Below are 22,628 nucleotides of genomic sequence, written 5' to 3'. Positions count from 1 at the left end.
AAACCAGAATTTTAGCTAAAACTACTGCACTTACTTTGGTTCAGTACATTAATAAAACATACTTTAATCGAAATATTAATAATCTAAAAACTCAAATTATTTAATATGCACAACGGGTAAGAATCATTCATTTTCAGAATAACTTCTGTCTTGGTAAATGGATATTTAATTCTTTTCAGAATTTTCTCTAAATCTTCTGTTGTATATTAGGAGTGGAGTCAAAACCTGTAATTCCTTTTTGTAATTTCATAAATTTTGGTCGTCAATATATTTTAAAAGTAATATTTATTCTTTCAATTTATTTGATTCTCAATTTTAGGAAATTGTTAAATTTTTAAATTATATTTTATGAATCTGATATGATTTATTGTGCCTTATTTAACAAATTCATTACCTTTGTTTCTTTACTTTTGAGAATAACAAAACCATAAATTATTATAACATGAAAAAACTTATATTTTCGGTATGTTTTACAACTATTTCGTCTATTATTTCTTTTGCACAAACTAAAAAGGAGAACATAAAAGTAATCTACAACACAGATTTTATTTTAGATTTCGATAAGATCAAAAGTAGTATCCCTGCTGCGTATCAAGCGAGTTTCAAAAGTGAAATAGATCGCGGAATTTCGGTGAAATTTGTATTGGAGAGTAATGGTAAAATGTCTTCTTTCAAACCTGAAATTAAAATTGATAATAATCAATCCAATGACAATTCTATTGTGCAGATGATTATTGCTGCAGAAGCAAATCCACAATATAAAGATTATGAAAAAAATGAATTTTATAATGTGAAAGATTTTGGCGTGAAAACCTTTTTGATTAAAGATAAAATCTTTGATTATCAATGGAAAATCACAAAAGAAAAAACAGAAATAGCAGGTTATAACGCGACAAAAGCAGTTGGAATAGATGAGGAAGGAAGAGAGGTGATAGCGTGGTATACAACAAGTTTACCTTATATAGATGGTCCTTATCGTTATGCAAATTTACCAGGATTGATTGTGAAAGCAGAAATGTCAGAAGATGAGTTCAAGGCTATTTTTACAATGAAAGAAATCGAAGTTTTAGATAAAGATATTGTGATTACTTTGCCAACAAAGGGAAAAGTTGTGACAGACAAAGAATTTATGGCGGAAATGAAAGCAATGAATGAACGTCATAAGCAAGTAAATCAAGGAGTTGATAAATAACAAAAGAGAGTTGCAGAAATGTGACTCTTTTTTTGAATAAATATTATTGATTTAATCAATCAATTAAACGAATAATCATTTTAATTTTTGATAATTCTAATCTGTTACTTTTGGAAAAATTAGATATATGACAAAGAAAGGAAATCACTACAAATTAACGTTAGAACAGACCGAATTATTAGACAAAGATGCACCATTACAGGCTCCAATCGTTTTAGATTTTATGAATCATGATGAGATTTTTAAGATTATTGAAATGATAAAATCTAAAAATCCGTTCGAAAATGAAAATCAATCAGTAGAATTTGCAATAGGTTTAAAGTTGTTTTTGGAAGTGGTTATGAAGAATAAAAACAATCCAATTTTTGAGGATTTACTTCCTGCGATAAAAGTTTTTATGCCTAAATTGAAAGAAAATTTAAAGTAAAAAAAGATGATTTGGCAAAATGAACTAACAGCATTATTTGGCGTAAAATATCCGATTATTCAAGCGCCAATGTTTGGAGTAACGACATCAGAAATGGTTGCTGCAGCAAGTAATTGTAACTGTTTAGGTTCTTTGCCAATTGCTGATTTGGATGCAGAAAATTCATTGAAGCGAATTTATCAAACCAAAAAATTAACGAATAAACCTTTTGCTATCAATATTTTTGCGAACGATATTCCTGAAATCACACCAGAATTAAAGCAAAAGTATAATGCAACAAAAAATAAGTTAATTGAGCTTGCGCGTCTACAAAACTTTGATATCGTTTTTCCTGAGATTGAAGCTGTAAAACCAAATGGTTATAAGGAACAAATAGAAGTAATTTTACAAGAAAAGTGCAAAATCTTGAGTTTCACTTTTGGCAATTTTGACGATAATTCTATTAATCGTCTTAAAGAACATCATGTGACATTAATAGGGACTTGTACAACGCTGGAAGAAGCGATACAATTGGAAAAATCGAATATTGATGTGATTTGTGTACAAGGAATTGAAGCAGGTGGGCATCGTGGAACATTTAATCCAGATATTTTGCCTCAAATTGGTGGCTTTTCATTGTTTTCGCAAGTAAAGGATGTTGTAAAAAAGCCGTTGATTTTTGCTGGTGGAATTTATGATACGAAAACACTTTTGGCTGCTAAACAATTGGGTGCAGATGCTTTTCAGATTGGTAGTTTGTTTTTGTGTTCCAATGAAAGTGCTTTAAAATCCTTCGAAAAAGAACGATTAAAAAATGTAAGGGAAAGTGAAATTATCTTGACGAAAAGTTTTTCTGGAAGATATGCACGAGGAATTGAGAATGAATTTATTCATTTATTTGAAAACTCTGAGTTTGTTTTACCTTATCCTTATCAAAATAAATTAACAAATCCGTTGAGAAATGCTTCTAAATTGAACGAAAATACAGCGTTTACTAATTTATGGTTAGGACAATCTTTTAAAAATTTTGAAGAAGATTCTACATCTAATCTTCTTCAAAAATTAATTGATTCTGTGGAAAATTATCAATAATTATCGCATCGATTTTTCAATTCTTCTATCTGGAATTAGCCATAGTAAAGCAATTAAAGCATAAATGACAATACCAATTTCTGGTTTTACAAATGAAATTCCGATTCCAGCCAAATAACCAATACTCGAAGAAATTTCTTTAAAACTTCTACTCACAGATTTCCCAATTATTGATTCTTTTCCTTCTTGTTTTACAGCGATTTTTTCAATAATCATAAATGCTACACTGCTCATAAATAAGACAAATCCATAAAAAGCAACTGGAAAAGTTGAGTCGTAATTTTCGCCCATCCAACCTGTGGAAACTGGTAATAAAGACAACCAAAAAAGCAAGTGCAAATTACTCCATAAAATTCCGCCATTTACTTTCTCAATCGCCTGAAAAAGATGATGATGATTGTTCCAATAAATTCCAACATAAATAAAACTGAACAAATAATTCAGAAATTTTGGGATATAAGGTTTCAAACTCATTATATCATCTCCAAGCGGAACTTTCAGATCCAAAACCATAATGGTAATAATAATTGCAAGAACGCCATCGCTAAAAGCTTCTAATCTGTTTGTAGTCATAGGTTTTATTAGTTTTTTTATTATTCAGAATGATGCTAATTTATCAAAATTATCGTAACAATTAGGGATTTGTTTTAAAATTTCTATTATATTTATTTTCATAATTTTAAACAAAGTTTCTCGTAAATAGAGATAGTTTTATGAATACTTTTATTGCAATTCTGAGAGGTATAAATGTGAGTGGTAAAAAAATCATCAAAATGGATGTTTTAACCAAACTTTTAGAGGAACTTAGACTGGAAAATGTTACCACTTACGTGCAAAGTGGAAATGCAGTTTTTTCGACAAATTTGACTGATATCAAAGAAATTGGAGATTTAATTCACGATAAAATTGTAGAAAGTTTATCTTTTGAAGTTCCAATTTTGATTTTAACCATCGAAAAATTAAAAAACATCATCGAAAATAATCCATTCTTAAAGGATTTTAGCATCGATAAAGAGTTTTTGCATTATACATTTTTAGCCAATAAACCTGAGGAAATAAATACTGAAAAAGTTGAAAATTCGAAAACTGAAGATGAACAATATTTTATTGCTGATGATGTCGTTTATTTGTATTGTCCTTCTGGTTACGGAAAAACAAAATTGACCAATAATTTTTTCGAAAATCTATTTAATGTAAGTGCTACTACACGTAATCAAAATACAACAACTGCTTTATTGCAATTAGCATTGATGAGAGAAAATTAAATTACAGATATAAAAAAAACCGTTATTAATCATTTAATAACGGTTTTTTATCTTTTTGAATGAAATTATTCAGCGATTAATTTATCTAATAAATCATTAATTTCTTTATCGTTCCAATCTCTCGTTTTTGTTTCTTTCAACACAACTTCACCTTTTTTATTTAAGATATAAGTTGTTGGAAAAACCTTTGGTAACATATTATTCGAAATTGGACTATTTGGCTCATAAACTGGCATTGTATAATTATTTTTTTGCAAAAAAGGATTAAAAACTGTCGGTTTATCCTGAATAGCAATCAATACAAATTTTACTTTTTGTCCTTTTGCTTCATACAATTTCTGAATTGTTGGCATTTCTGCAACACAAGGAGGACACCAGCTTCCCCAAAAATTTAGGAAAACAACTTCACCACTTTTCTTGAAATCAATCAAGTTTGTATTCGCAGCGCCGTTATGACCAATTAAATCAATATCATAATCACTTTCTGTTAATTCTATATCAGAACCAGCAACGTGGCTATTATCTTCCATTTTACTTTTAAAAAATGTACCAATTGGCGTAAACATAATAGCGACTAAAGCGACAACTACAACGATGGCAAAAATAATTTGCTTATTTCCTTTCATTTTTCTTTTTCAATAAAATCTTACACAAAGATGCGAACAAATATCAAGTTGAACAAATAGAAAAAAATGATTAATTACCGATGTTTTCGTCAATCAAATCTAAAATTTCATTTACAATATCTTCACCTTTATTATTGTTGTAATATTTTTGTAAATCTTCGTGAAAATCATCTGCTGAATACGTATCAGGATTACTTTTGAAACGCGCCAACATTTCCATTCCAGCTTGTGGACGAGGACCAAAACGGAAAGCTTCTTCATTTTCATCATTCACTCCAATAATAATCGGAATAGAAGCTGCACCATTTGTTTTGTATTTTTCCATCAACTCCATGTTTTCATCACGTAAAACATAATGCGTCGAAACTTGAAGTGCATTTGCCAATTTCTCCACAACAGGTAAAATTTGAGATGCATCTCCACACCAACCTTCTGTAATTACTAATAATTTTAAATTATTTGTAGTTGATTTAACGCGTATTTCTTGAGCAGGATTTAAACTGAATGTTTTAAAAATTCTGTTCATGCGTTGCAATCCCAAAGCATAATATTGTACATATTCTTTCGGATCATCGTTTTCGATTTCGTTTTCCAAATCATCTTCAACGCGTGTGATATAATCTTCGTATGATAAACCTTTGTTGATGTATTCTGTTAAATTCATTTGATTCTAATTTGTTACAAATATAAAGCAATTCTACGAGCTTATTTTGTAACAATGATGACATTGTTTATCGTTAAAATTTGGTAAATTGCGACTTTCGAAAGTAGAAAAATGTATCAAAATCCATTAAAAAAAACAATAGAATATTTAAAAGGTGCTGGACCTGAGCGTGCTAAAACACTGCAAAGTGAATTCAGAATTTTTAGATACGAAGATTTGATACAGCATTTTCCTTTTCGTTATGTTGATAAATCGAAATTCTATAAAATTTCAGAAATTTCATCAACAGCAGCCGAAATACAATTGAAAGGTAAAATTGTTAGTTTAGAAGAAATTAACCAAGGAAAAGTAAAACGTTTAGTTGGGAAATTTCAAGATGGAACTGGAACTTTAGAATTAGTTTGGTTTAAAGTTTCTTCTTGGCAAAAGGAGAAATTAAGAAATGATCTTTTCAAAGAAGTTGTGATTTACGGAAAACCAAATGTGTTCAATAATAATTTTAGTATTACACATCCTGAAATTGAATTAGTTGAAGACGCTAAAAATATTCCGCTTGGATTATTTCCTGTTTATCCGAGTACTGAAAAGTTGACGAAAAAAGGAATTACGAATCGTGTTCTTCAAAAAATGATGATGAATCTTTTTGCTGAAAATATTGATATTCCTGAGAATTTACCTTTAAATGTTCTCGATCATTATAAATTAGTTGGAAGAAATGACGCGTTGAAAGCAATTCATTTTCCGAAAGATGTAACAGAATTAAATGCAGCAATTCGTCGTCTGAAATTTGAAGAATTTTTCTTTCTAAATCTTGCAAATCTCTCTCAAAAAGCAGTCAATAAACAAAAGAATAGAAGTAATCCTTTCCCAGAAATTGGTCATTATTTCAATACATTTTACAATGAATATTTACCTTTTGAATTGACAAATGCACAGAAAAGAGTGATGAAAGAAATTCGCTTTGATCTTCGTCAACCTGCGCAAATGAATCGTTTGTTGCAAGGTGATGTTGGTTCTGGAAAAACGATGGTTGCATTATTAACGATGTTGATTGCTGTCGACAATGGTTTTCAAGCAGCTTTAATTGCACCAACAGAAATTCTTGCGCAACAACATTACGAAAGTATTACAGAATTATTGAATGGTTTGGATGTTTCGGTTGAGTTATTAACGGGTTCGGTGACAAAGAAAAAGCGTCAACCAATTTTAGAAAATCTTGAAAATGGAAAACTTAAAATCATTATCGGGACGCATGCTTTGTTGGAAGATAATGTGATTTTTCAGAATTTAGGATTAGCGATTATTGATGAACAGCATCGTTTTGGAGTCGCTCAACGTGCTAAATTTTGGAGAAAAGCTAAACTTCCACCACATATTTTAGTGATGACAGCCACGCCAATTCCACGTACACTTTCGATGACAATGTATGGCGATTTGGATGTTTCGGTGATTGATGAATTGCCAAAAGGACGAAAACCTATCAAAACACTTCATAAAACAGATGCGCATCGTTTAAGCGTTTTCAAATTTATGAAAGATGAGATTGCGAAAGGTCGTCAAATTTATGTGGTTTATCCACTGATTGAAGAATCAGCAAAGTTAGAATTGAAAGATTTGATGGATGGTTACGAGAGTATTTCTCGTGCTTTTCCGTTGTCAGAATATGCGATAAGTATTGTGCATGGTCGTCAAAAACCTGCGGATAAAGAACTTGAAATGAATCGTTTCAAAAATAATGAAACTCAAATTTTGGTGGCGACAACTGTGATAGAAGTAGGTGTTAATGTCCCAAATGCGTCGGTGATGATTATTGAAAATTCTGAACGTTTTGGACTTTCTCAATTGCATCAACTTCGTGGCCGCGTAGGTCGTGGAGCGGAACAATCGTATTGTATTTTGATGACGGGAGGGAAATTGAATGAAGTTTCGAAACGTAGAATTCAGACAATGTGTGAAACTAATGATGGTTTTCAGGTAGCAGAAGTTGACTTGGAATTGCGTGGTCCTGGTGATATGATGGGAACGCAACAAAGTGGAGTTCTCAATCTTAAAATTGCTGATTTAGCGAAAGACAAAGAAGTTTTGTATGCTGCAAGAAAATGTGTAGAAGCTATTCTTTCACAAGATCCGACACTTTCTTCTTCGATTTATGAGCCAACAAAAAAATATTTTATTGAAAATCATAAAGATAAAGTTGGTTGGAGTCAAATTTCTTAAAATTTAACATGAAGGAAACCATTTGTATATTTTTTGGTATAATTTATGTTTATTAAAAAACAAATACAAAATACTGAATTTTATTAGAAACTTTTAATTTTATCAGTTGTGTTAAATGAAATTAACATTAAAAATTATTTTTAACACAATATTAGCGTCAACCAAAAAATTATAGATTATGATGTACACAAATTTAGAACTTATCAGAACTCCACAAGGAGTAGAGGTTGAAGGAAATTCACTATGGATGTTCAATCAGCATTTGAATTTAATGGTATTAATAGCTAATGAATCGATAAAAATTAAACCTTCTATGTCTTTTCAACGATTTAGAAAAAATTAAATAATATCTCTCAAAACCGCTAAATAAGTGGTTTTTTTTTATTTCTAAAATTCTTCATCATTTTTATTTATTCATTTATTGCGAAATAATATATCACCTTTTTCTTCCTTGTAAAGGATTGGGTTATAATTATTATAAAAATTAATTATATCTAATAGATTTTATAGATTTGATTTATAATTATAACAGATTTAGTTTTGCTCTGTCTTAAAATGATAAATAAAGAATAAAACTATAATTATGATCAAAAGAAGTTTAGTATTAAGTTTAGCATTCCTTTCTACGATTGGATTTGCCCAACAATTAACAACAAACACAGGCGCTCCAGTTGGAGATAATCAAAATTCTAAAACAATCGGAAATAACGGACAAGTTTTGTTGGAGGACATTCATTTAATTGAAAAATTAGCAGCATTTGATCGCGAACGTATTCCAGAACGTGTTGTTCATGCGCGTGGAGCTGGAGCTTTCGGAGAATTTGTAGCTGATAAAGATTTTTCTGATGTGACAATGGCTGATTTCTTGTCAACAGCTGGTAAAAAAACACCATTATTTGTACGTTTTTCAACTGTAACGCATCAACAAGGTTCGCCAGAAACTTATCGTGATCCACGTGGATTTGCTGTTAAATTTTACACAGAACTAGGAAATTACGATTTAGTTGGAAACAATTTACCTGTTTTCTTTATTCGAGATGCGATCAAATTCCCAGATATGGTGCATGCTTTCAGGCCATCTCCTGTAACAAATGGCGCATCTGATCCAAATCGTGTATTTGATTTTTTCTCTAATTTACCAGAGTCTACGCATATGTTAACGTGGTTGTTTTCAGATTATGGAATTCCTGCAAATTTTCGTCAAATGGAAGGAAATGGTGTACATGCTTACAAATGGGTAAATGCAAAAGGTGAAGTAACTTATGTGAAATACAAATGGGTTCCTCAACAAGAAACGAAAAATTTAACACAAGAAGAAGCGAATAAAATTCAATCGACTGAAATAGAACATGCAACATTAGATTTACGTAATGAAATCGACAAAGGAAACTTTCCGAAATGGGATTTATATGTTCAATTATTGAAACGAGAAGATTTTGATAAATTAGATTTCAATCCTGTTGATGTAACGAAAATTTGGCCAGAATCTGTTGTAAAGTTAGTTAAAGTTGGAACAATGACATTGAATGAGAATCCAACGAATTATTTTCAACAAGTTGAGCAAGCAGCATTTGCTCCAGCTACGTTGGTTCCAGGAATTGAAGCTTCTGAAGATAAATTGTTACAAGGTCGTTTGTTTTCCTATTCTGATACACAACGTCATCGTTTAACGGGTAATTTCCAACAAATTCCTGTTAATGCACCAAAAAATAGTGTAAAAACATATAATCAAGACGGTTATATGTCGATCCGTGAGCAAAAAGGTGATGTAAATTATCAACCTTCAACTAATCTTCCTGAGGTTGTAGATAATGCAAAATTCAAGTATTCAAAATCTGTTTTTCCTGCAGGAGCTATAACAACTCAGCATGTCATTGATAAAGAAAATAACTTTGTACAAGCTGGAGATTTGTACAAATCATTCTCTAAAAAAGATCAAGATAACTTAATCAAAAATTTATCTGGAGCTTTAAATTCGGTTAAAAATAAAGTAATTGTTCATAAAATGATTGCACATTTTTACCAAGCAAATACAGAATATGGAACACGTTTGATGAAGGCTACAAATACTTCTATGAGCGATGTAAAGCAATATTTACCAAAATAATTTCTATTGGATTGGAGTCGATTGAGTTTGGCTCCATGACTTTCATAAAATCAATATTATCATGAAAAAGTATATATTTTTAGCCTTATTTCTATTCAGTTTTTCTTCAATTTATGCACAAGATTTGTTTAGTGCGGCGAGAGAAAATAATGTGAAGCAAATAGAAGAATTAATTTCGAATGGAAAACATGTAAATGAAGCAAATCAACGTGGATTTACACCTTTAATTTTAGCGATTTATAATAACAGTTCAGACGCTGCGAAAGTATTATTATCAAAAGGAGCAAATCCTAATGCGCAAGATTTATCTGGAAACAATGCGTTGATGGGAGCCGTCTTTAGAGGATTTCCTGAAATGGTAAATTTACTAATTGCGAATAAGGCTGATGTTAATCAAGTGAATTTTAATGGAGCTTCTGCTTTGATTTTTGCTGTAACATTTGGTCAAAATGAAATTGCCAAAAAACTAATCGAAGCTGGTGCAGATTTAAACATTAAAGATAATAATGGTAAAACTGCTTTAGATCATGCTATTTTACAAGAAAATAAAGAAATGATTGAATTATTATCGATCAAATAATTTTTATATTTTAATCTAATCAAAAAGCCATTCAGAAAAATTCTGAATGGCTTTTTATTATTTTGCAATAAAGACCGGAATATTAACGCGATGCCTTAATTTATTAATCGTTTCTCCAAAAATAAAATCCATAAAACCTCGGTGTCCGTGCGAACCAACAATCAACAAATCTGCTTGATTTCGTTTACAAATTTCAGCAATTGAATTGATTCGATTATTGTAACCTAATTCGATTTTAGTTTCATTAAACAAAGGTCGAATGATCTCTGCATATTGTTCTAAACGTTTCAAATCTGACAGAGATTCTTCATCATTCGTACGCTCTCCCGTGTATTTTGCAGAAGCACTTTCGACAATATGAACCAAAATAATGGTAGATTCTGTAGTAGCTAATTGTGTCGCATAATTAATCACTTTTCTATCCGTTTTCGAAAAATCTAACGCAACAACAATCTTTTTGAAATGTTGATTCGAAATTTCTTCTAACGTAAACTTCTCAAATGGTTCATGAATTTCCTTTTGATGTTCTTCATTTTTCTTCAACATAATTGGAATAAAAAATGTCAGCAATAATAAAACTAAAAGTCCTATTTCTAACGCTATAAGAAAAATATTTAAAGTGTAAGATTCACTATTTGCCATCCATTTATTAACTTCTTCATACACCAATTGCGCATTCAGAAATGAAATAATAAAAGCGATTGTCCATGCAAAAAATTTGGTTGTTGTATTGATTGCAAAATTCCCCATTTTCGCTTTATCACTCACAAAATGAATCAACGGAATTACCGCAAAAGCCAATTGCATACTTAGGATAACTTGACTGAAAATTAGTAAAGAACCGACTTCTTTTTCTCCAAAAATAAGAATGACTACAACTGCTGGAACTACGGCTAATAATCGTGTCAAAATTCTTCTCAAAACAGGATTAATACGTAGATGTAAATATCCTTCCATCACAATTTGTCCAGCTAAAGTTCCTGTAACTGTAGAGCTTTGTCCAGCTAAAATTAAAGCAACTGCGAATAATTTTGGAGCCAAATCTGTTCCTAAAGTTGTCCCCAATAATCTATAAGCATCGCTCAGTTCTGCAACATCGTGATAGCCGTTTTTATGGAATACGGATGAAGCTAAAATTAAGATTGCAGCATTGACAAAGAAGGCTAAATTCAGAGCAATTGCGCTATCCCAAAAGTTATATTTGAGGGCTTTTTTGATTGAAAAATCATCGCGTTTTATTTGCCGCGTTTGGACGAGTGCAGAATGTAAATAAAGATTATGCGGCATTACAGTTGCGCCGATAATACCAATGCTGATATACAATGCAGCGCTATTTGGAATAGATGGAATAAATCCTTTTGCAACTTCTCCAAAATCTGGTTTTGCTAAAAACATTTCGGTTAAAAAACATAAACCAATCATCGTGATTAAACCAACAATGAAAAGTTCCATTTTTCGCATGCCTAATTTTTGAAGATAAAGTAGGAGAAAAGTGTCTAAGAAACTGATTAAAACACCATAGATCAAATCTATTCCAAAAAGTAAATTTAGACCAATTGCCATTCCCAAAATTTCTGCTAAATCACAAGCTGCAATAGCTATTTCGGCTAAAATATACAAGATGAGATTCATTCCTTTCGGATAAGTTTCTCGGTTACATTGCGCCAAATCTTTTCGTCGAACAATTCCCAAACGTGTACATAAACTTTGTAATAACAAAGCCATTATGTTACTCATCAATAAAACCCAAATCAAAGTATAACCAAATTGGCTGCCGCCTGCTAAATCGGTTGCCCAGTTTCCCGGATCCATGTAACCAACGCTTATTAAGTAGGCAGGTCCAAAAAAACTTAGGATTTTTCTAAACTTTCCTTTTTTGATTTGAACACTTTCGTGCACATCTTCTAATGATTTGGATTGATTTGGCATTGAATGATATTTCTAATTCAAATTTATGTAAAAATGAATAAAAAAAGCAGTAATAGTAGGAATTACTGCTTTTGAAATAGTGAATGAATAAAATGGATTATATTGACGAAATCGCAAAGGCTAGACCTACGTTTCTTCTTGAAAATTCGTGAATTAATTCATCTAAAACTGTAGCATCATCAATTGTAGATGGAATTGTGAATGGTGTTCCGTCTGCAATTTGAGATAAAGTTTTGCGTAATATTTTTCCGCTTCGTGTTTTTGGTAGTCTGTTAACTATTATAGATGTTTTGAAACAGGCAATTCCGCCAATTTCTTTGCGTAATAAAGCAATCAAATCTTTTTCGATTTCTTCTTCCGATTTTGATGCGTTTTCTTTTGTAACAATCAAACCTATTGGAATTTGACCTTTCAATTCATCTTTAATTCCCACAACCGCACATTCTGTAATATCAGGATGAGAAGAAACCAATTCTTCCATTGTTGCAGTACTTAACCTATGACCAGCGACATTAATAATATCATCAGTTCGACCTGTAATAAATACAAAACCATTTTCATCTCTAAAACCTCCGTCACCAGTTAAATAATGATTCGGAAATTGTTGAAAATAACCTTTTATAAATCGGTGTTCATTTCGCCATAAACTTGTCATACAACCAGGAGGAAGTGGAAGCTGAATCACGATAGAACCTTCCTCTCGTATATCATTTTCTTGTCCTTCTTCATTTACAATTTTTATATTATACCCAAAAACAGGTAATCCAGCTGCGCCAGGTTCAGGCATTATATTTTCGATTCCAACACAAATTCCTAACATTGGCCAGCCGCTTTCTGTCTGCCACCAATGATCAATAACGGGTAATTTTGAAATTTCTTTTAACCAATAATAAGTAGATGTATCACAACGTTCTCCTGCTAAGAATAAACGTTTCAGACTTGACGTATCGTATTTTTGGAATAATTTTCCTTCTGGATCTTCTTTTCGAATTGCTCGAATTGCTGTTGGAGCTGTGAAAACATTTTTGATTTTATGTTCTTCAACCATTCTCCAAAAAGCTCCAGCGTCAGGAGTTTTGATTGGTTTTCCTTCATAAATAACCGTTGTAACACCATAAATTAACGGCGCATAAACGATATAGGAATGTCCAACAACCCAACCAATATCACTTGCAGTAAGAATTGTATCACCTGGTTCTAAATCATAAAAATAGTTCATTGTCGAATTTAGTGCAGTTGCATAACCTCCTGTATCGCGTACGACACCTTTTGGCGTAGAAGTTGTTCCAGAAGTATACAAAATATATAATGGATGTGTACTTGGAACTTCGATAGGTTCTATAGGTTGATGTTGATACATTTCATCATAGGTATGAACGTTTTCTGCTGATAAATCATCGGTGTGATTTGGACGTTCAAAAATGACAATGTTTTTTGGTTTGTAAAGTGTTAATTCAATTGCTTCATCAATCAATGGTTTATAGTTGATTTGACGATTAATTTCTACTCCATAAGACGCAGAAATAATAACATCAGGTTGAGCATCATCAATACGAATAGCTAATTCTGGCGCTGCAAAACCTCCAAAAACAACAGAATGTATTACACCAATTCTCGCACAAGCAAGCATCGCAACAATTGCTTCTGGAATCATAGGCATATAAATAATTGCTGTATCACCTTTTGATAATCCTAAGGATGTAAGACCTCCTGCAAAACGACTTACTTTTTCTAAAAGCTGATTGTACGTAATTTTTTGAACAACTTCTGTAACAGGAGAATCGTAAATTAAAGCAAATTGTTCTCCGCGTCCAGCTTTTATATTTTCCTCCAAAGCCAAACGGCTCATATTTATTTTTCCGTCAACAAACCACGAATAATATCCGTTTTCATTTTGTTTTAAGATTTGTTCAGGGTAAGTTGACCATGCTAATTTCTGCGCTTCTTCTTTCCAAAAAAGTTCAGGTTCTTCAATACTTTTTGAGTATAAAGTTTTGTAATCCATTTATGTGTGTGCTGTGTTTTATTTGTTTTGTTAAGTTAGAAAAATGTTTAGAATTAATAATAAAGTTTAAAATGTTTGTTTTAGGACAGTTAATTATTTATCAACTATACAATAAAAAGTAGTATATAATTGTAAATTGATAAAATCAGATTATATTAATCAACTTTTATTATTAAATTAATAGTGTAAAAAGTACGTTATAAATTAGATTGATTAAAAATAAAGACTTAAAAAACGTGATAAAATCAGTTGAATATTATAGTCAATAAAAAATAAAATATTGTATATTTAATCCTTCGAAGAAAGCAGATAAATAAAGGGAATTAAAGCTTTTTTCTAAATCAACAAAAACATAAGAAAGATGGATACGCCTCATGTTATTACAGACGAACAATTAGAGAGAGAGAACATTGAGATAACGAGACGTTATAAAGAGATGCTTCAAAATACATATGTCACTTTATCAGATGAAGATAAAAAGCTGATTCGTAAAGCTTTTGATTTGGCTGTTGATGCGCATAAAGATCAGCGTAGAAAAACAGGCGAGCCATATATCTATCATCCGATTGCTGTTGCCAAAATTGTTGCTGACGAAATTGGGCTTGGTGCTACATCAATTTCTGCGGCTTTAATGCATGATGTAGTAGAAGATACTGAATATACGTTAGAAGATATTGAGAAACTTTTTGGAAAAAAGATTGCAAAAATTATAGATGGATTAACAAAAATTGCTGTCTTAAATAAACAAGATGTTTCGATACAATCTGAAAATTATAAAAAATTATTACTGACTTTATCTGAAGATGTGCGTGTGATTTTGATCAAAATTGCCGATCGTTTACACAATATGCGTACGTTAGAAAGTATGCGAGAGGATAAACAGTTAAAAATAGCATCCGAAACTATTTTTATATATGCGCCTTTGGCTCACAGAATGGGATTGTATAACATCAAATCTGAACTAGAAGATTTGAGTTTGAAATACACTAAACCAGATGCATATTTTAATATTGAACATAAATTAACAGAAACTGAAGCCGAAAGAAAAAAATACATTGATGATTTCTGTAAGACTATTTCAGAAAAACTTGAAGCCGAAGGTTTAGAATTTGAGATCAAAGGTCGTTCAAAATCAATCAATTCAATTTATCGAAAAATGATTAATCAAGGAATTCCTTTCGAGGAAGTTTTTGATTTGTTTGCGATTCGTGTAATTTATCGTTCAGATAAAAAGAATGAAAAATTCTTAGCTTGGAAAATTTATTCGTTGGTGACGGATTTATTTATTCCAAATCCAAAACGTATGCGCGACTGGATTTCTCAACCCAAAACTACTGGTTATGAATCGCTTCACGTAACGGTTATGGGACCACAAGCGCGTTGGGTAGAAGTACAAATTCGTTCCGAAAGAATGGACGAAGTTGCCGAAATGGGTATCGCAGCACATTATAAATACAAAGAAAATATATCGGACGACGAAACGAAAGTTGATGAATGGATTCATCAAGTTCGTGAAATGTTGGAGCAAGAAGATACTAAGGATGCGATTGAGTTTATGGATAATTTCAAGTTCAATTTGTACTCCAAAGAGATTTATGTTTTTACGCCAAAAGGAGACTTGCATTCGTTACCAAAAGGAGCGAGTTCGTTGGATTTTGCTTACTCTATTCACACCAATGTTGGTGACCATTGTTTGGGTGCAAAAGTGAATGGAAAATTGTATCCGCTGTCGCATCAATTGCAAAGTGGTGATCAAGTAGAAATCATTACATCAACACAACAAAAACCAAAATTAGAGTGGTTAGAATATGTTGTAACGAGTAAAGCGAGAAGTAAAATTAAAGCTTCTTTAAACTCAGATAAACGTAAAGTTGCAGAAGATGGAAAAGAAATTATTCAACGTAAATTAAGACATTTAAAGGTTGATTTTAGTGAAAATACGATTAATCAGTTACAGCAATACTTTAAGTTAAGTTCGAGTCAAGATGTATTTTATAATGTTGCAATGGGAATTATTGACAACAATGATTTACGTAAATTTGCAGAACGAAATACTGGTTTCACAGGATTGATTAACCGTTTCAGAAAATCAACATTCAATACAACTAAAAAAGATAATATTTCTATCGACAAAACGAAATTAGATAGTCTTGTTTTTGGGAATGATGAAGAGCGTTTAGATTATGAATTAGCGAGTTGTTGTAATCCAATTCCGGGTGACAAAGTATATGGTTTTATCACAGTTTCAAAAGGAATAAAAGTACATAAGGTAGATTGTCCAAACTCAGTTTCGTTACAAGCAAATTATGCGTACAGAATTATAAAAGCGAAATGGATTGATTCTTCTCAACAAGAATTTAAAGCGTTGATTGAGTTACAAGGTTTGGATCGAGCTGGAATGGTGAGTGATATTACGTTAGTTATTTCAAAAAATAACTCGTTGAACATGCATAGTATTAATTTATCTGAGGATGCAGGTATTTTTGATGGAAAGATTACAGTTTCAGTTAAAAATAAAGCCGAATTAGAAAAAATCATGATGGAAATGAAAAATATTGAAGGAATTCAATCTGTAAAACGAACATACAAAAATTAGTTTTTATAAAATATTTAATTAACTTTATATAAATTAACGATTTATGAAAAAAATATTATTAGCTTTTGCATTTCTTCCAATGTTGAGTTTTGCACAAGAAAATTCAAATGAAAAAGTTTTAAATAGAATTGTACCAAGTTCTATATCTATTTCTGAATATGAAAATAGTAGACCTGCAATTTTTATTGATGGAGAGAGAGTTGATAAAAGTATTTTTACGAAAATGAGTCCAGATGAAATTAAATATATTACAGTAATCAAAACAGATAAAAAATATCCAAACGGAAAAATTGATATTGTTTCCAAAAAAGAGAAAGAATCATAACATAAAAGTTTGAGAAATTATGGAACAAATATTAATGATATGAAAAAATTACTATTAGCTTTTTTATTTCTTCCATTGTTGAGTTTTGCACAATCTAAAACTTTGAATGATACAATTCCTGGAATTAAAAATTCTAAATTAATCATTTCTTAACCAAAAAAAGATTTAAAAATAGGTTATTCAATTGACGGAAAAGATGTTGATTATGCAAGTTTTATTGCAGTAAATATGGATTTAGTAGATGATTTAAAATTTACAAAGCCTAATTCAAAATATCCAGATGGTAAAATAGAACTTTTTCTTAAAAAAAATAAACAAACAAAAAAGTCCAACTATTGTTGGATTTTTTTTGCTTGCTCATGTTACTAACAAAGGCACAAAGTTACAGAAATCTTTTTGATAATATCGCTTCATTTCTATTGAATAATCTTGTTAATTTTACATCCCGAAAACAAACAAACTCACGATGAACAAACAGAACTATAATCCAATTGAAGAAGTACTTGAAAAAATCAACGAAAAAGGAGGTTGGGTTAATACGCATTCACACTTAGATAGAGCTTATTCATTGACTTCGGACACTTTCGCATTATCAAATTCTTACTTAAAAGAAAAATGGCATTTAGTTGATGATATGAAACGTAATTCATCTGTTGATGATATTTATTTCCGAATGGAAAAAGCGATTAATTTCATGTTAGAGCAAGGTTGTCAAGCAATTGGTTCTTTTATTGATGCGGATGAAGTGATTGAAGATCGTAGTATACAAGCTGCTCAACGCTTAAAAGATAATTACGGAAAAGACATCGAAATGCGTTTTGCAAATCAAGTACTGAAAGGAGTTATCGATCCAAAAGCGCGCGAATGGTTTGATATGTCTTCTGATTTTGTGGATATTATCGGAGGTTTACCTGCAAAAGATTTCGGTCGAGAAGATGAGCATTTAGATATTTTATTATCAACTGCAAAAGCAAAAAATAAATTGGTTCACGTTCATGTTGATCAATTTAACACAGACGAAGAAAAAGAAACGGAACAATTAGCTTTGAAAACGATTGAACACGGAATGCAAGGAAAAGTTTCTGCGGTTCACTCAATTTCTGTAGCGGCTCATCCAAGAAAATATCGTTACGAATTATATGATTTAATTAAAAAAGCAGATATGCACATTGTTTCTTGTCCAACTGCTTGGATAGATCACAATCGTACAGAGCGTTTGGCGCCTTCGCACAACTCGGTAACGCCAGTTGATGAAATGATTCCAAGAGGAATTAACGTTGCCTTCGGAACAGATAATATTAATGATATTTATAAACCTTTTTCTGATGGTCATTTACTTACAGAATTGAGAGTAATGCTAGAGTCTTGTCACTTTTATGATGTGGAACAACTTTCAAATATTGCAACAGTAAATGGTTTGAAAGCTTTAGGAATTCAAAAATAAAATGTATATTTATACAAAATTAAATCTCGCTATTGCGGGATTTTTTTTGGAACATAAAATTAAAAACTACAATAAATTATGCGATTAAATGTACAGAATGAAACGGCTCAACTGCAAACTGTAGTCTTGGGTCGAGCAGAATCTAACGGAGCTAATCCAACACTTGATCAGACGTTCGATGCCAAATCTTATGAAACCGTAAAGAATAATGATTATCCAAAAGAAGAAGATTTGATTGCGGAAATGTCAGAATTTGAACAAGTTTTGAAGAAATATAATGTTGAAGTTTTACGTCCAACATTGATCGAAGATTGCAATCAAGTTTTCTCTCGAGATGTCGGTTTTGTTATTGATGATGAATTCTTTATCTCGAATATTATTCCAGATCGTTTAGAAGAATTGCAAGCGTATCGCGAAATAAAACGTCAATTCAAAGGAAATAAAATCAATGCATTACCAGAAGAAGTTTATGTAGAAGGTGGCGATGTGATTTTGTATAACGATTATATTTTTGTTGGAACGTACAAACAAGCAGATTTCAAAAATTATAAAACAGGACGTACAAATGTTGAGTTTGTAAAGTATATCAAAGCTAAATTTCCGAATAAAAAAGTATTGGATTTTGAATTGAAAAAGAATGATGAAAATCCATATGAAGGAATTTTACATTTAGATTGCACTTTCAATCCTGTTGGGAAAGACAAAGCAATTATTTACAAAGATGGCTTTTTATTTGAGAATGAATATCAGCAAATTGTCGATATTTTTGGAAAAGAAAATTTATTCGAAGTAACAAAAGAAGAAATGTATTGGATGAATCCAAATGTGTTTTCAATTTCTCCTGAAGTTGTTGTTTCTGAGAAAAATTTTATACGTTTAAATGATCATTTAGAAAATGTATGGAACATAAAAGTGGAACGAATTAATTACCGCGAAGTTTCTAAAATGGGAGGTTTACTAAGATGTTCTACAATGCCATTAATCAGAAAATAACATGAAACAAAAACAATATACGTCAACTATTTTGATGGTTGAGCCAACAGCTTTTTATTACAATCCAGAAACGGCTGTTAACAATTATTTCCAAACAGAAACAACAGATTCTCAAGAAGATATTCAGAAAGAAGCGTTAGAAGAATTTCAAGGAATGGTTTCTGCTTTGCGTTCAAAAGGTGTAAATGTTATCACGATCAAAGATACTGCTTCACCGCATACGCCAGATTCAATCTTCCCAAACAATTGGATTTCTTTTCATGATAACGGAAATGTTGTGTTATATCCTATGTTTGCAAAAAATAGGAGACAAGAGCGTCGTGAAGAAGATGTATTGAGTTTGTTGGAAGAAAAAGGTTTTCATATTGATGATGTGATTGATTTTACATCGGCAGAAGAAGACGAAATTTTCCTGGAAGGAACAGGAAGTATTATTCTTGATCGCGAGCATGAATTGGCTTATGCATGTATTTCTCAACGAACTGATGAAGATTTATTGATTGAATTTTGTGAGGAATTAGAATATACGCCAGTTATTTTTCATGCGAATCAAACTGTAAATGGAGAACGCAAACCAATTTATCATACAAATGTAATGATGTGTATTGCAGATAAGTATGCGATTATTTGTTTGGATTCTATCGATGATAAAAAAGAAAAGAAAACAGTTTGTGAGTATTTATTAGAAGCTGGAAAAGAAATAATTGCAATTACAGAAGCACAAGTGCATCAATTTGCTGGCAATATGTTGCAAGTTGGAGGTTTAGGACAATCATATTTGGTGATGTCACAAACGGCTTATAATTCGCTTAATCAAGAACAAATTTCTAAAATTGAGGCTTATAATCCAATATTACCTGTTAAGATAGATTTGATTGAAAAATTAGGAGGAGGAAGCGCTCGCTGTATGATGGCGGAAGTTTTCTTACCAAAAAATAAAAACATTTAGCTTAAAATTTACAAATCCGAGTTTTTTACTCGGATTTGTAAATCATGCAAAATAGTTTTAAACTATCTTTCAATCGGTAAATTTTCGTCAGCGCCCCATTCAGACCAAGAACCATCATAAACTTTTACCTTATCAAAACCTGCAATTGTCGAAGCCAAGGCTAGGATGGAAGCTGTAACACCAGAACCGCACGAAAAAATATTTTCTTTGGATGAATCTGTCAATTTTTCGAAAATTGCTTTCAGTTTTTCTTTTGATTTATATGATGTATCAGCCAAAACATTTTCAAAAAATAAATTCTTAGAAGCTGGAATATGTCCGCTTCGTAAACCTTGTCTTGGCTCAGGAGAAGTCCCCTTGAAACGCCCTTCTGATCCATCTATAATCATTTTTGAATCATCATTTATTGCATTTAACATAACTTGTGTATCAGCAAACCAATTCGATTGAAAGTCAGCAATAAAGTCACCTTTTATAGTAGGTAGAAAATAAGTAGAAGTTGTGACAAAATTATTATCCATCCAAACAGGTAATCCGCCATCTAAAACATATATTTCATTGTGTCCCATTACTTTGAACATCCACCAAACTCTCGGACTCGAATAAACTCCCCAACGATCATAACAAACGATGATAGAATCTTGATTAATGCCCAAATTTTGAGCTTCTTTTGTAAAAGTTTCTTCATCAACAAATGTATGAGGAAATTGCGAAGAATGATCAGAAAATTTTCCTTCCAAATCAAAGAAAAGAGAATTCGGAATTAATTTTAATTCTTGATCTTTTATTGATTGTCCAACTTTATCAATCGTACAATCTAAAATAATTAAATTTTTAAGATGTAGATTATCATGTAATTCTTGTGTTGATATGATTGGTGAATTGAAAGTCATTTCTGTTTTATTTTTTATAAAAGTAAAAAAACGCAACCATTTTTGGTTACGTTTTCTTATCTATCTTATTTATTTTTTCTTTAACTGATAATTTTGTGCTAAAGCTCCAGTAATTTCATTTCCTTCTAAATCTAATTGGAATAAAATATTCTCTCCAACCTTATAACGTTTATATTCATCGTCTTTTGTTTTTAATGAAATTGAATTACCATCATCAGTCCACGTAATATTACCTTGATTTTCAACCTTTAGGTTTTTGTCGATATATTCCTCTGTTAAGGTATATGTATTATCTTGATTTAAAGTTAATTCTGTTTTAATTCCTTCACAATCAGCACAAGGGATCACGCCCTCATAAGTTCCGTCCCAATCTAAAGCAGATTGAGAAGTGGAGTCATCGATTTTTTGTGATGATTTATTTTCAGTGGCAGGAGTACTTTCAGTCTTTTTTTCGCAAGCTGTGAATAATATGCTTGTAAAAGCACATAATACAAATAATTTTTTCATAATATATTTATTTTAAAGTTATTATTTTAAGTTAAAGCCAATTTTTATCATTGGTCCAAACATATCCATATCATAAACAAAGTTGGAATTGTTACTTCCTTTCTCGTAGTCCATACTTATGATTTGATAGCCCGCCATTGCGTAAAATAAATCAGAGAATTGATAACCAGCCAATCCTTCTAATTGCCATGCTAATTTTGAGCCGATTCCAAATCCTCCAATTTCTCCAGAAACATTATACAAAAACTTTTTGTTTGGTAAACTTCTTGTTCTTGCAACTAACATTGGATCTACCCAAGTTTTAGAAATACTACGATCTAAATGCATTGGTTTTAAAGAAACTGGATTGATTAGATTTACATCAAATCCAGATTTAATATTTACAAGGTTCATACTAATACCAGCTTCTAGCCAAGGTGTAATTTTTCTCAATAAACCTGCTTCAAAAGAGAATTGTTTTGCTGTTAATTTACCATCCAAAACTAAAGGGTCTTTTTTAACATTTGCAGCTAAAGAAGCATAAATAATATCAGATGTAATCACCCAATCTTTGTTTTCGGCTTCAAAAATTAACATTCCAGCAAATTTCAAATGCTCAAAAAAGTCTGAAGGGGATTGACTTACATGTACATTCGGAAGTCGAGAAACACTCGCTTTTCCTTTCATATGAGGCAACATCATATTTGGCTCTACTTTGAAATGCCAAGAATCATCTGGCTGAATTGAGTCTTGAGCAAAAGTTTGCGTACTTGATGCTAATAGAATTAAAAATGTGCTTTTTTGAAAAAAGTTAAACATAATTTTTTAAGTTTCGTTTTATTAATTATTTCAAATGATA

21 protein-coding genes and 1 pseudogene are annotated in these 22,628 nt (G+C 31.2%); 14 read left to right on the top strand and 8 right to left on the bottom strand.

Features of this window, described 5'->3' with window-relative positions; genetic code table 11:
* From B4E59_RS14530 to B4E59_RS14515, 4 genes and pseudogenes are all read left to right on the top strand, one after another.
* Window positions 1-104: pseudogene (locus tag B4E59_RS14530) on the top strand (IS982 family transposase); the annotation flags it as partial.
* Between the two features lie 338 nt (window positions 105-442).
* The gene (locus tag B4E59_RS14525) at window positions 443-1,192 is read left to right on the top strand and encodes a GLPGLI family protein (protein ID WP_291053644.1); all 750 of its coding nucleotides are present in this window, start codon (window positions 443-445) and stop codon (window positions 1,190-1,192) included.
* Between the two features lie 127 nt (window positions 1,193-1,319).
* The gene (locus B4E59_RS14520; RefSeq protein ID WP_221854444.1) at window positions 1,320-1,619 is read left to right on the top strand and encodes a DUF3861 domain-containing protein; all 300 of its coding nucleotides are present in this window, start codon (window positions 1,320-1,322) and stop codon (window positions 1,617-1,619) included.
* Window positions 1,620-1,625: 6 nt separating this feature from the next.
* Window positions 1,626-2,690, top strand: a complete 1,065-nt coding sequence (locus B4E59_RS14515; RefSeq protein ID WP_221854445.1) for an NAD(P)H-dependent flavin oxidoreductase — start codon at window positions 1,626-1,628, stop codon at window positions 2,688-2,690.
* Here B4E59_RS14515 and B4E59_RS14510 read toward each other — a convergent pair whose 3' ends face one another.
* Complete coding sequence (locus tag B4E59_RS14510) at window positions 2,691-3,263, bottom strand: TMEM175 family protein (RefSeq protein WP_115000259.1); 573 nt, start codon at window positions 3,261-3,263, stop codon at window positions 2,691-2,693.
* 140 nt (window positions 3,264-3,403) lie between these two features.
* On the opposite strand from B4E59_RS14510, the gene B4E59_RS14505 reads away from it, so the two are divergent.
* Complete coding sequence (locus B4E59_RS14505; RefSeq protein WP_115000257.1) at window positions 3,404-3,955, top strand: DUF1697 domain-containing protein; 552 nt, start codon at window positions 3,404-3,406, stop codon at window positions 3,953-3,955.
* 65 nt (window positions 3,956-4,020) lie between these two features.
* Here B4E59_RS14505 and B4E59_RS14500 read toward each other — a convergent pair whose 3' ends face one another.
* On the bottom strand, window positions 4,021-4,581 hold the full coding sequence (locus B4E59_RS14500; RefSeq protein ID WP_115000255.1) for a TlpA family protein disulfide reductase: 561 nt from the start codon (window positions 4,579-4,581) through the stop codon (window positions 4,021-4,023).
* Window positions 4,582-4,651: 70 nt separating this feature from the next.
* Window positions 4,652-5,245 (bottom strand): thioredoxin family protein, encoded by a 594-nt coding sequence (locus tag B4E59_RS14495; protein ID WP_115000253.1) that lies wholly within the window; start codon window positions 5,243-5,245, stop codon window positions 4,652-4,654.
* Window positions 5,246-5,356: 111 nt separating this feature from the next.
* Between B4E59_RS14495 and recG the strand changes: the two genes are divergently transcribed.
* From recG to B4E59_RS14475, 4 genes are all read left to right on the top strand, one after another.
* On the top strand, window positions 5,357-7,462 hold the full coding sequence (gene recG / locus B4E59_RS14490; protein WP_291053641.1) for an ATP-dependent DNA helicase RecG: 2,106 nt from the start codon (window positions 5,357-5,359) through the stop codon (window positions 7,460-7,462).
* A gap of 178 nt (window positions 7,463-7,640) precedes the next feature.
* The gene (locus tag B4E59_RS14485; RefSeq protein ID WP_181816300.1) at window positions 7,641-7,805 is read left to right on the top strand and encodes a hypothetical protein; all 165 of its coding nucleotides are present in this window, start codon (window positions 7,641-7,643) and stop codon (window positions 7,803-7,805) included.
* 240 nt (window positions 7,806-8,045) lie between these two features.
* Window positions 8,046-9,569 (top strand): catalase, encoded by a 1,524-nt coding sequence (locus tag B4E59_RS14480; RefSeq protein WP_180906765.1) that lies wholly within the window; start codon window positions 8,046-8,048, stop codon window positions 9,567-9,569.
* Window positions 9,570-9,630: 61 nt separating this feature from the next.
* On the top strand, window positions 9,631-10,149 hold the full coding sequence (locus B4E59_RS14475; RefSeq protein ID WP_115000247.1) for an ankyrin repeat domain-containing protein: 519 nt from the start codon (window positions 9,631-9,633) through the stop codon (window positions 10,147-10,149).
* 57 nt (window positions 10,150-10,206) lie between these two features.
* On the opposite strand, the gene B4E59_RS14470 is transcribed toward B4E59_RS14475, so the two are convergent.
* Window positions 10,207-12,078: an Nramp family divalent metal transporter gene (locus B4E59_RS14470; RefSeq protein WP_038335783.1), complete on the bottom strand. Its 1,872-nt coding sequence runs from the start codon at window positions 12,076-12,078 to the stop codon at window positions 10,207-10,209.
* A 97-nt stretch (window positions 12,079-12,175) separates the two neighbouring features.
* Entirely contained in the window at window positions 12,176-14,083 is a 1,908-nt protein-coding gene (locus B4E59_RS14465; RefSeq protein WP_115000246.1) for an AMP-binding protein, read from the bottom strand.
* Window positions 14,084-14,444: 361 nt separating this feature from the next.
* Between B4E59_RS14465 and B4E59_RS14460 the strand changes: the two genes are divergently transcribed.
* The 5 genes from B4E59_RS14460 to ctlX all read left to right on the top strand — a co-directional run bounded on the left by B4E59_RS14460 (window position 14,445) and on the right by ctlX (window position 20,390).
* Window positions 14,445-16,679 carry a RelA/SpoT family protein gene (locus B4E59_RS14460; RefSeq protein ID WP_291048205.1) on the top strand — a complete coding sequence of 745 codons (2,235 nt, stop codon included), beginning with the start codon at window positions 14,445-14,447 and terminating at the stop codon, window positions 16,677-16,679.
* 43 nt (window positions 16,680-16,722) lie between these two features.
* Window positions 16,723-17,004, top strand: coding sequence for a hypothetical protein (locus B4E59_RS14455; RefSeq protein ID WP_038335788.1), 282 nt, complete (start codon window positions 16,723-16,725; stop codon window positions 17,002-17,004).
* Window positions 17,005-17,470: 466 nt separating this feature from the next.
* On the top strand, window positions 17,471-18,448 hold the full coding sequence (locus B4E59_RS14450; protein ID WP_125349365.1) for an amidohydrolase family protein: 978 nt from the start codon (window positions 17,471-17,473) through the stop codon (window positions 18,446-18,448).
* 78 nt (window positions 18,449-18,526) lie between these two features.
* Window positions 18,527-19,441 carry a dimethylarginine dimethylaminohydrolase family protein gene (locus tag B4E59_RS14445; RefSeq protein WP_291048210.1) on the top strand — a complete coding sequence of 305 codons (915 nt, stop codon included), beginning with the start codon at window positions 18,527-18,529 and terminating at the stop codon, window positions 19,439-19,441.
* 1 nt (window position 19,442) lies between these two features.
* A complete protein-coding gene (gene ctlX / locus B4E59_RS14440; RefSeq protein ID WP_286494812.1) occupies window positions 19,443-20,390 on the top strand; it encodes a citrulline utilization hydrolase CtlX in 948 nt (315 codons plus the stop codon).
* Between the two features lie 62 nt (window positions 20,391-20,452).
* Here ctlX and B4E59_RS14435 read toward each other — a convergent pair whose 3' ends face one another.
* The 3 genes from B4E59_RS14435 to B4E59_RS14425 form a co-directional block, all read right to left on the bottom strand.
* Window positions 20,453-21,283, bottom strand: a complete 831-nt coding sequence (locus tag B4E59_RS14435; protein WP_291053634.1) for a sulfurtransferase — start codon at window positions 21,281-21,283, stop codon at window positions 20,453-20,455.
* A 69-nt stretch (window positions 21,284-21,352) separates the two neighbouring features.
* The gene (locus tag B4E59_RS14430) at window positions 21,353-21,790 is read right to left on the bottom strand and encodes a copper resistance protein NlpE (RefSeq protein ID WP_286494814.1); all 438 of its coding nucleotides are present in this window, start codon (window positions 21,788-21,790) and stop codon (window positions 21,353-21,355) included.
* A gap of 21 nt (window positions 21,791-21,811) precedes the next feature.
* Entirely contained in the window at window positions 21,812-22,588 is a 777-nt protein-coding gene (locus tag B4E59_RS14425) for a hypothetical protein (RefSeq protein WP_286494815.1), read from the bottom strand.
* Window positions 22,589-22,628 lie beyond the last annotated feature (40 nt).

Source organism: Empedobacter sp. UBA2044, from assembly GCF_002333005.1.
GTDB classification, from domain to species: domain Bacteria; phylum Bacteroidota; class Bacteroidia; order Flavobacteriales; family Weeksellaceae; genus Empedobacter; species Empedobacter falsenii_B.
The sequence above is the reverse complement of the archived record's forward strand: the minus strand, read 5'-3'. Positions and strand labels throughout refer to the sequence as shown.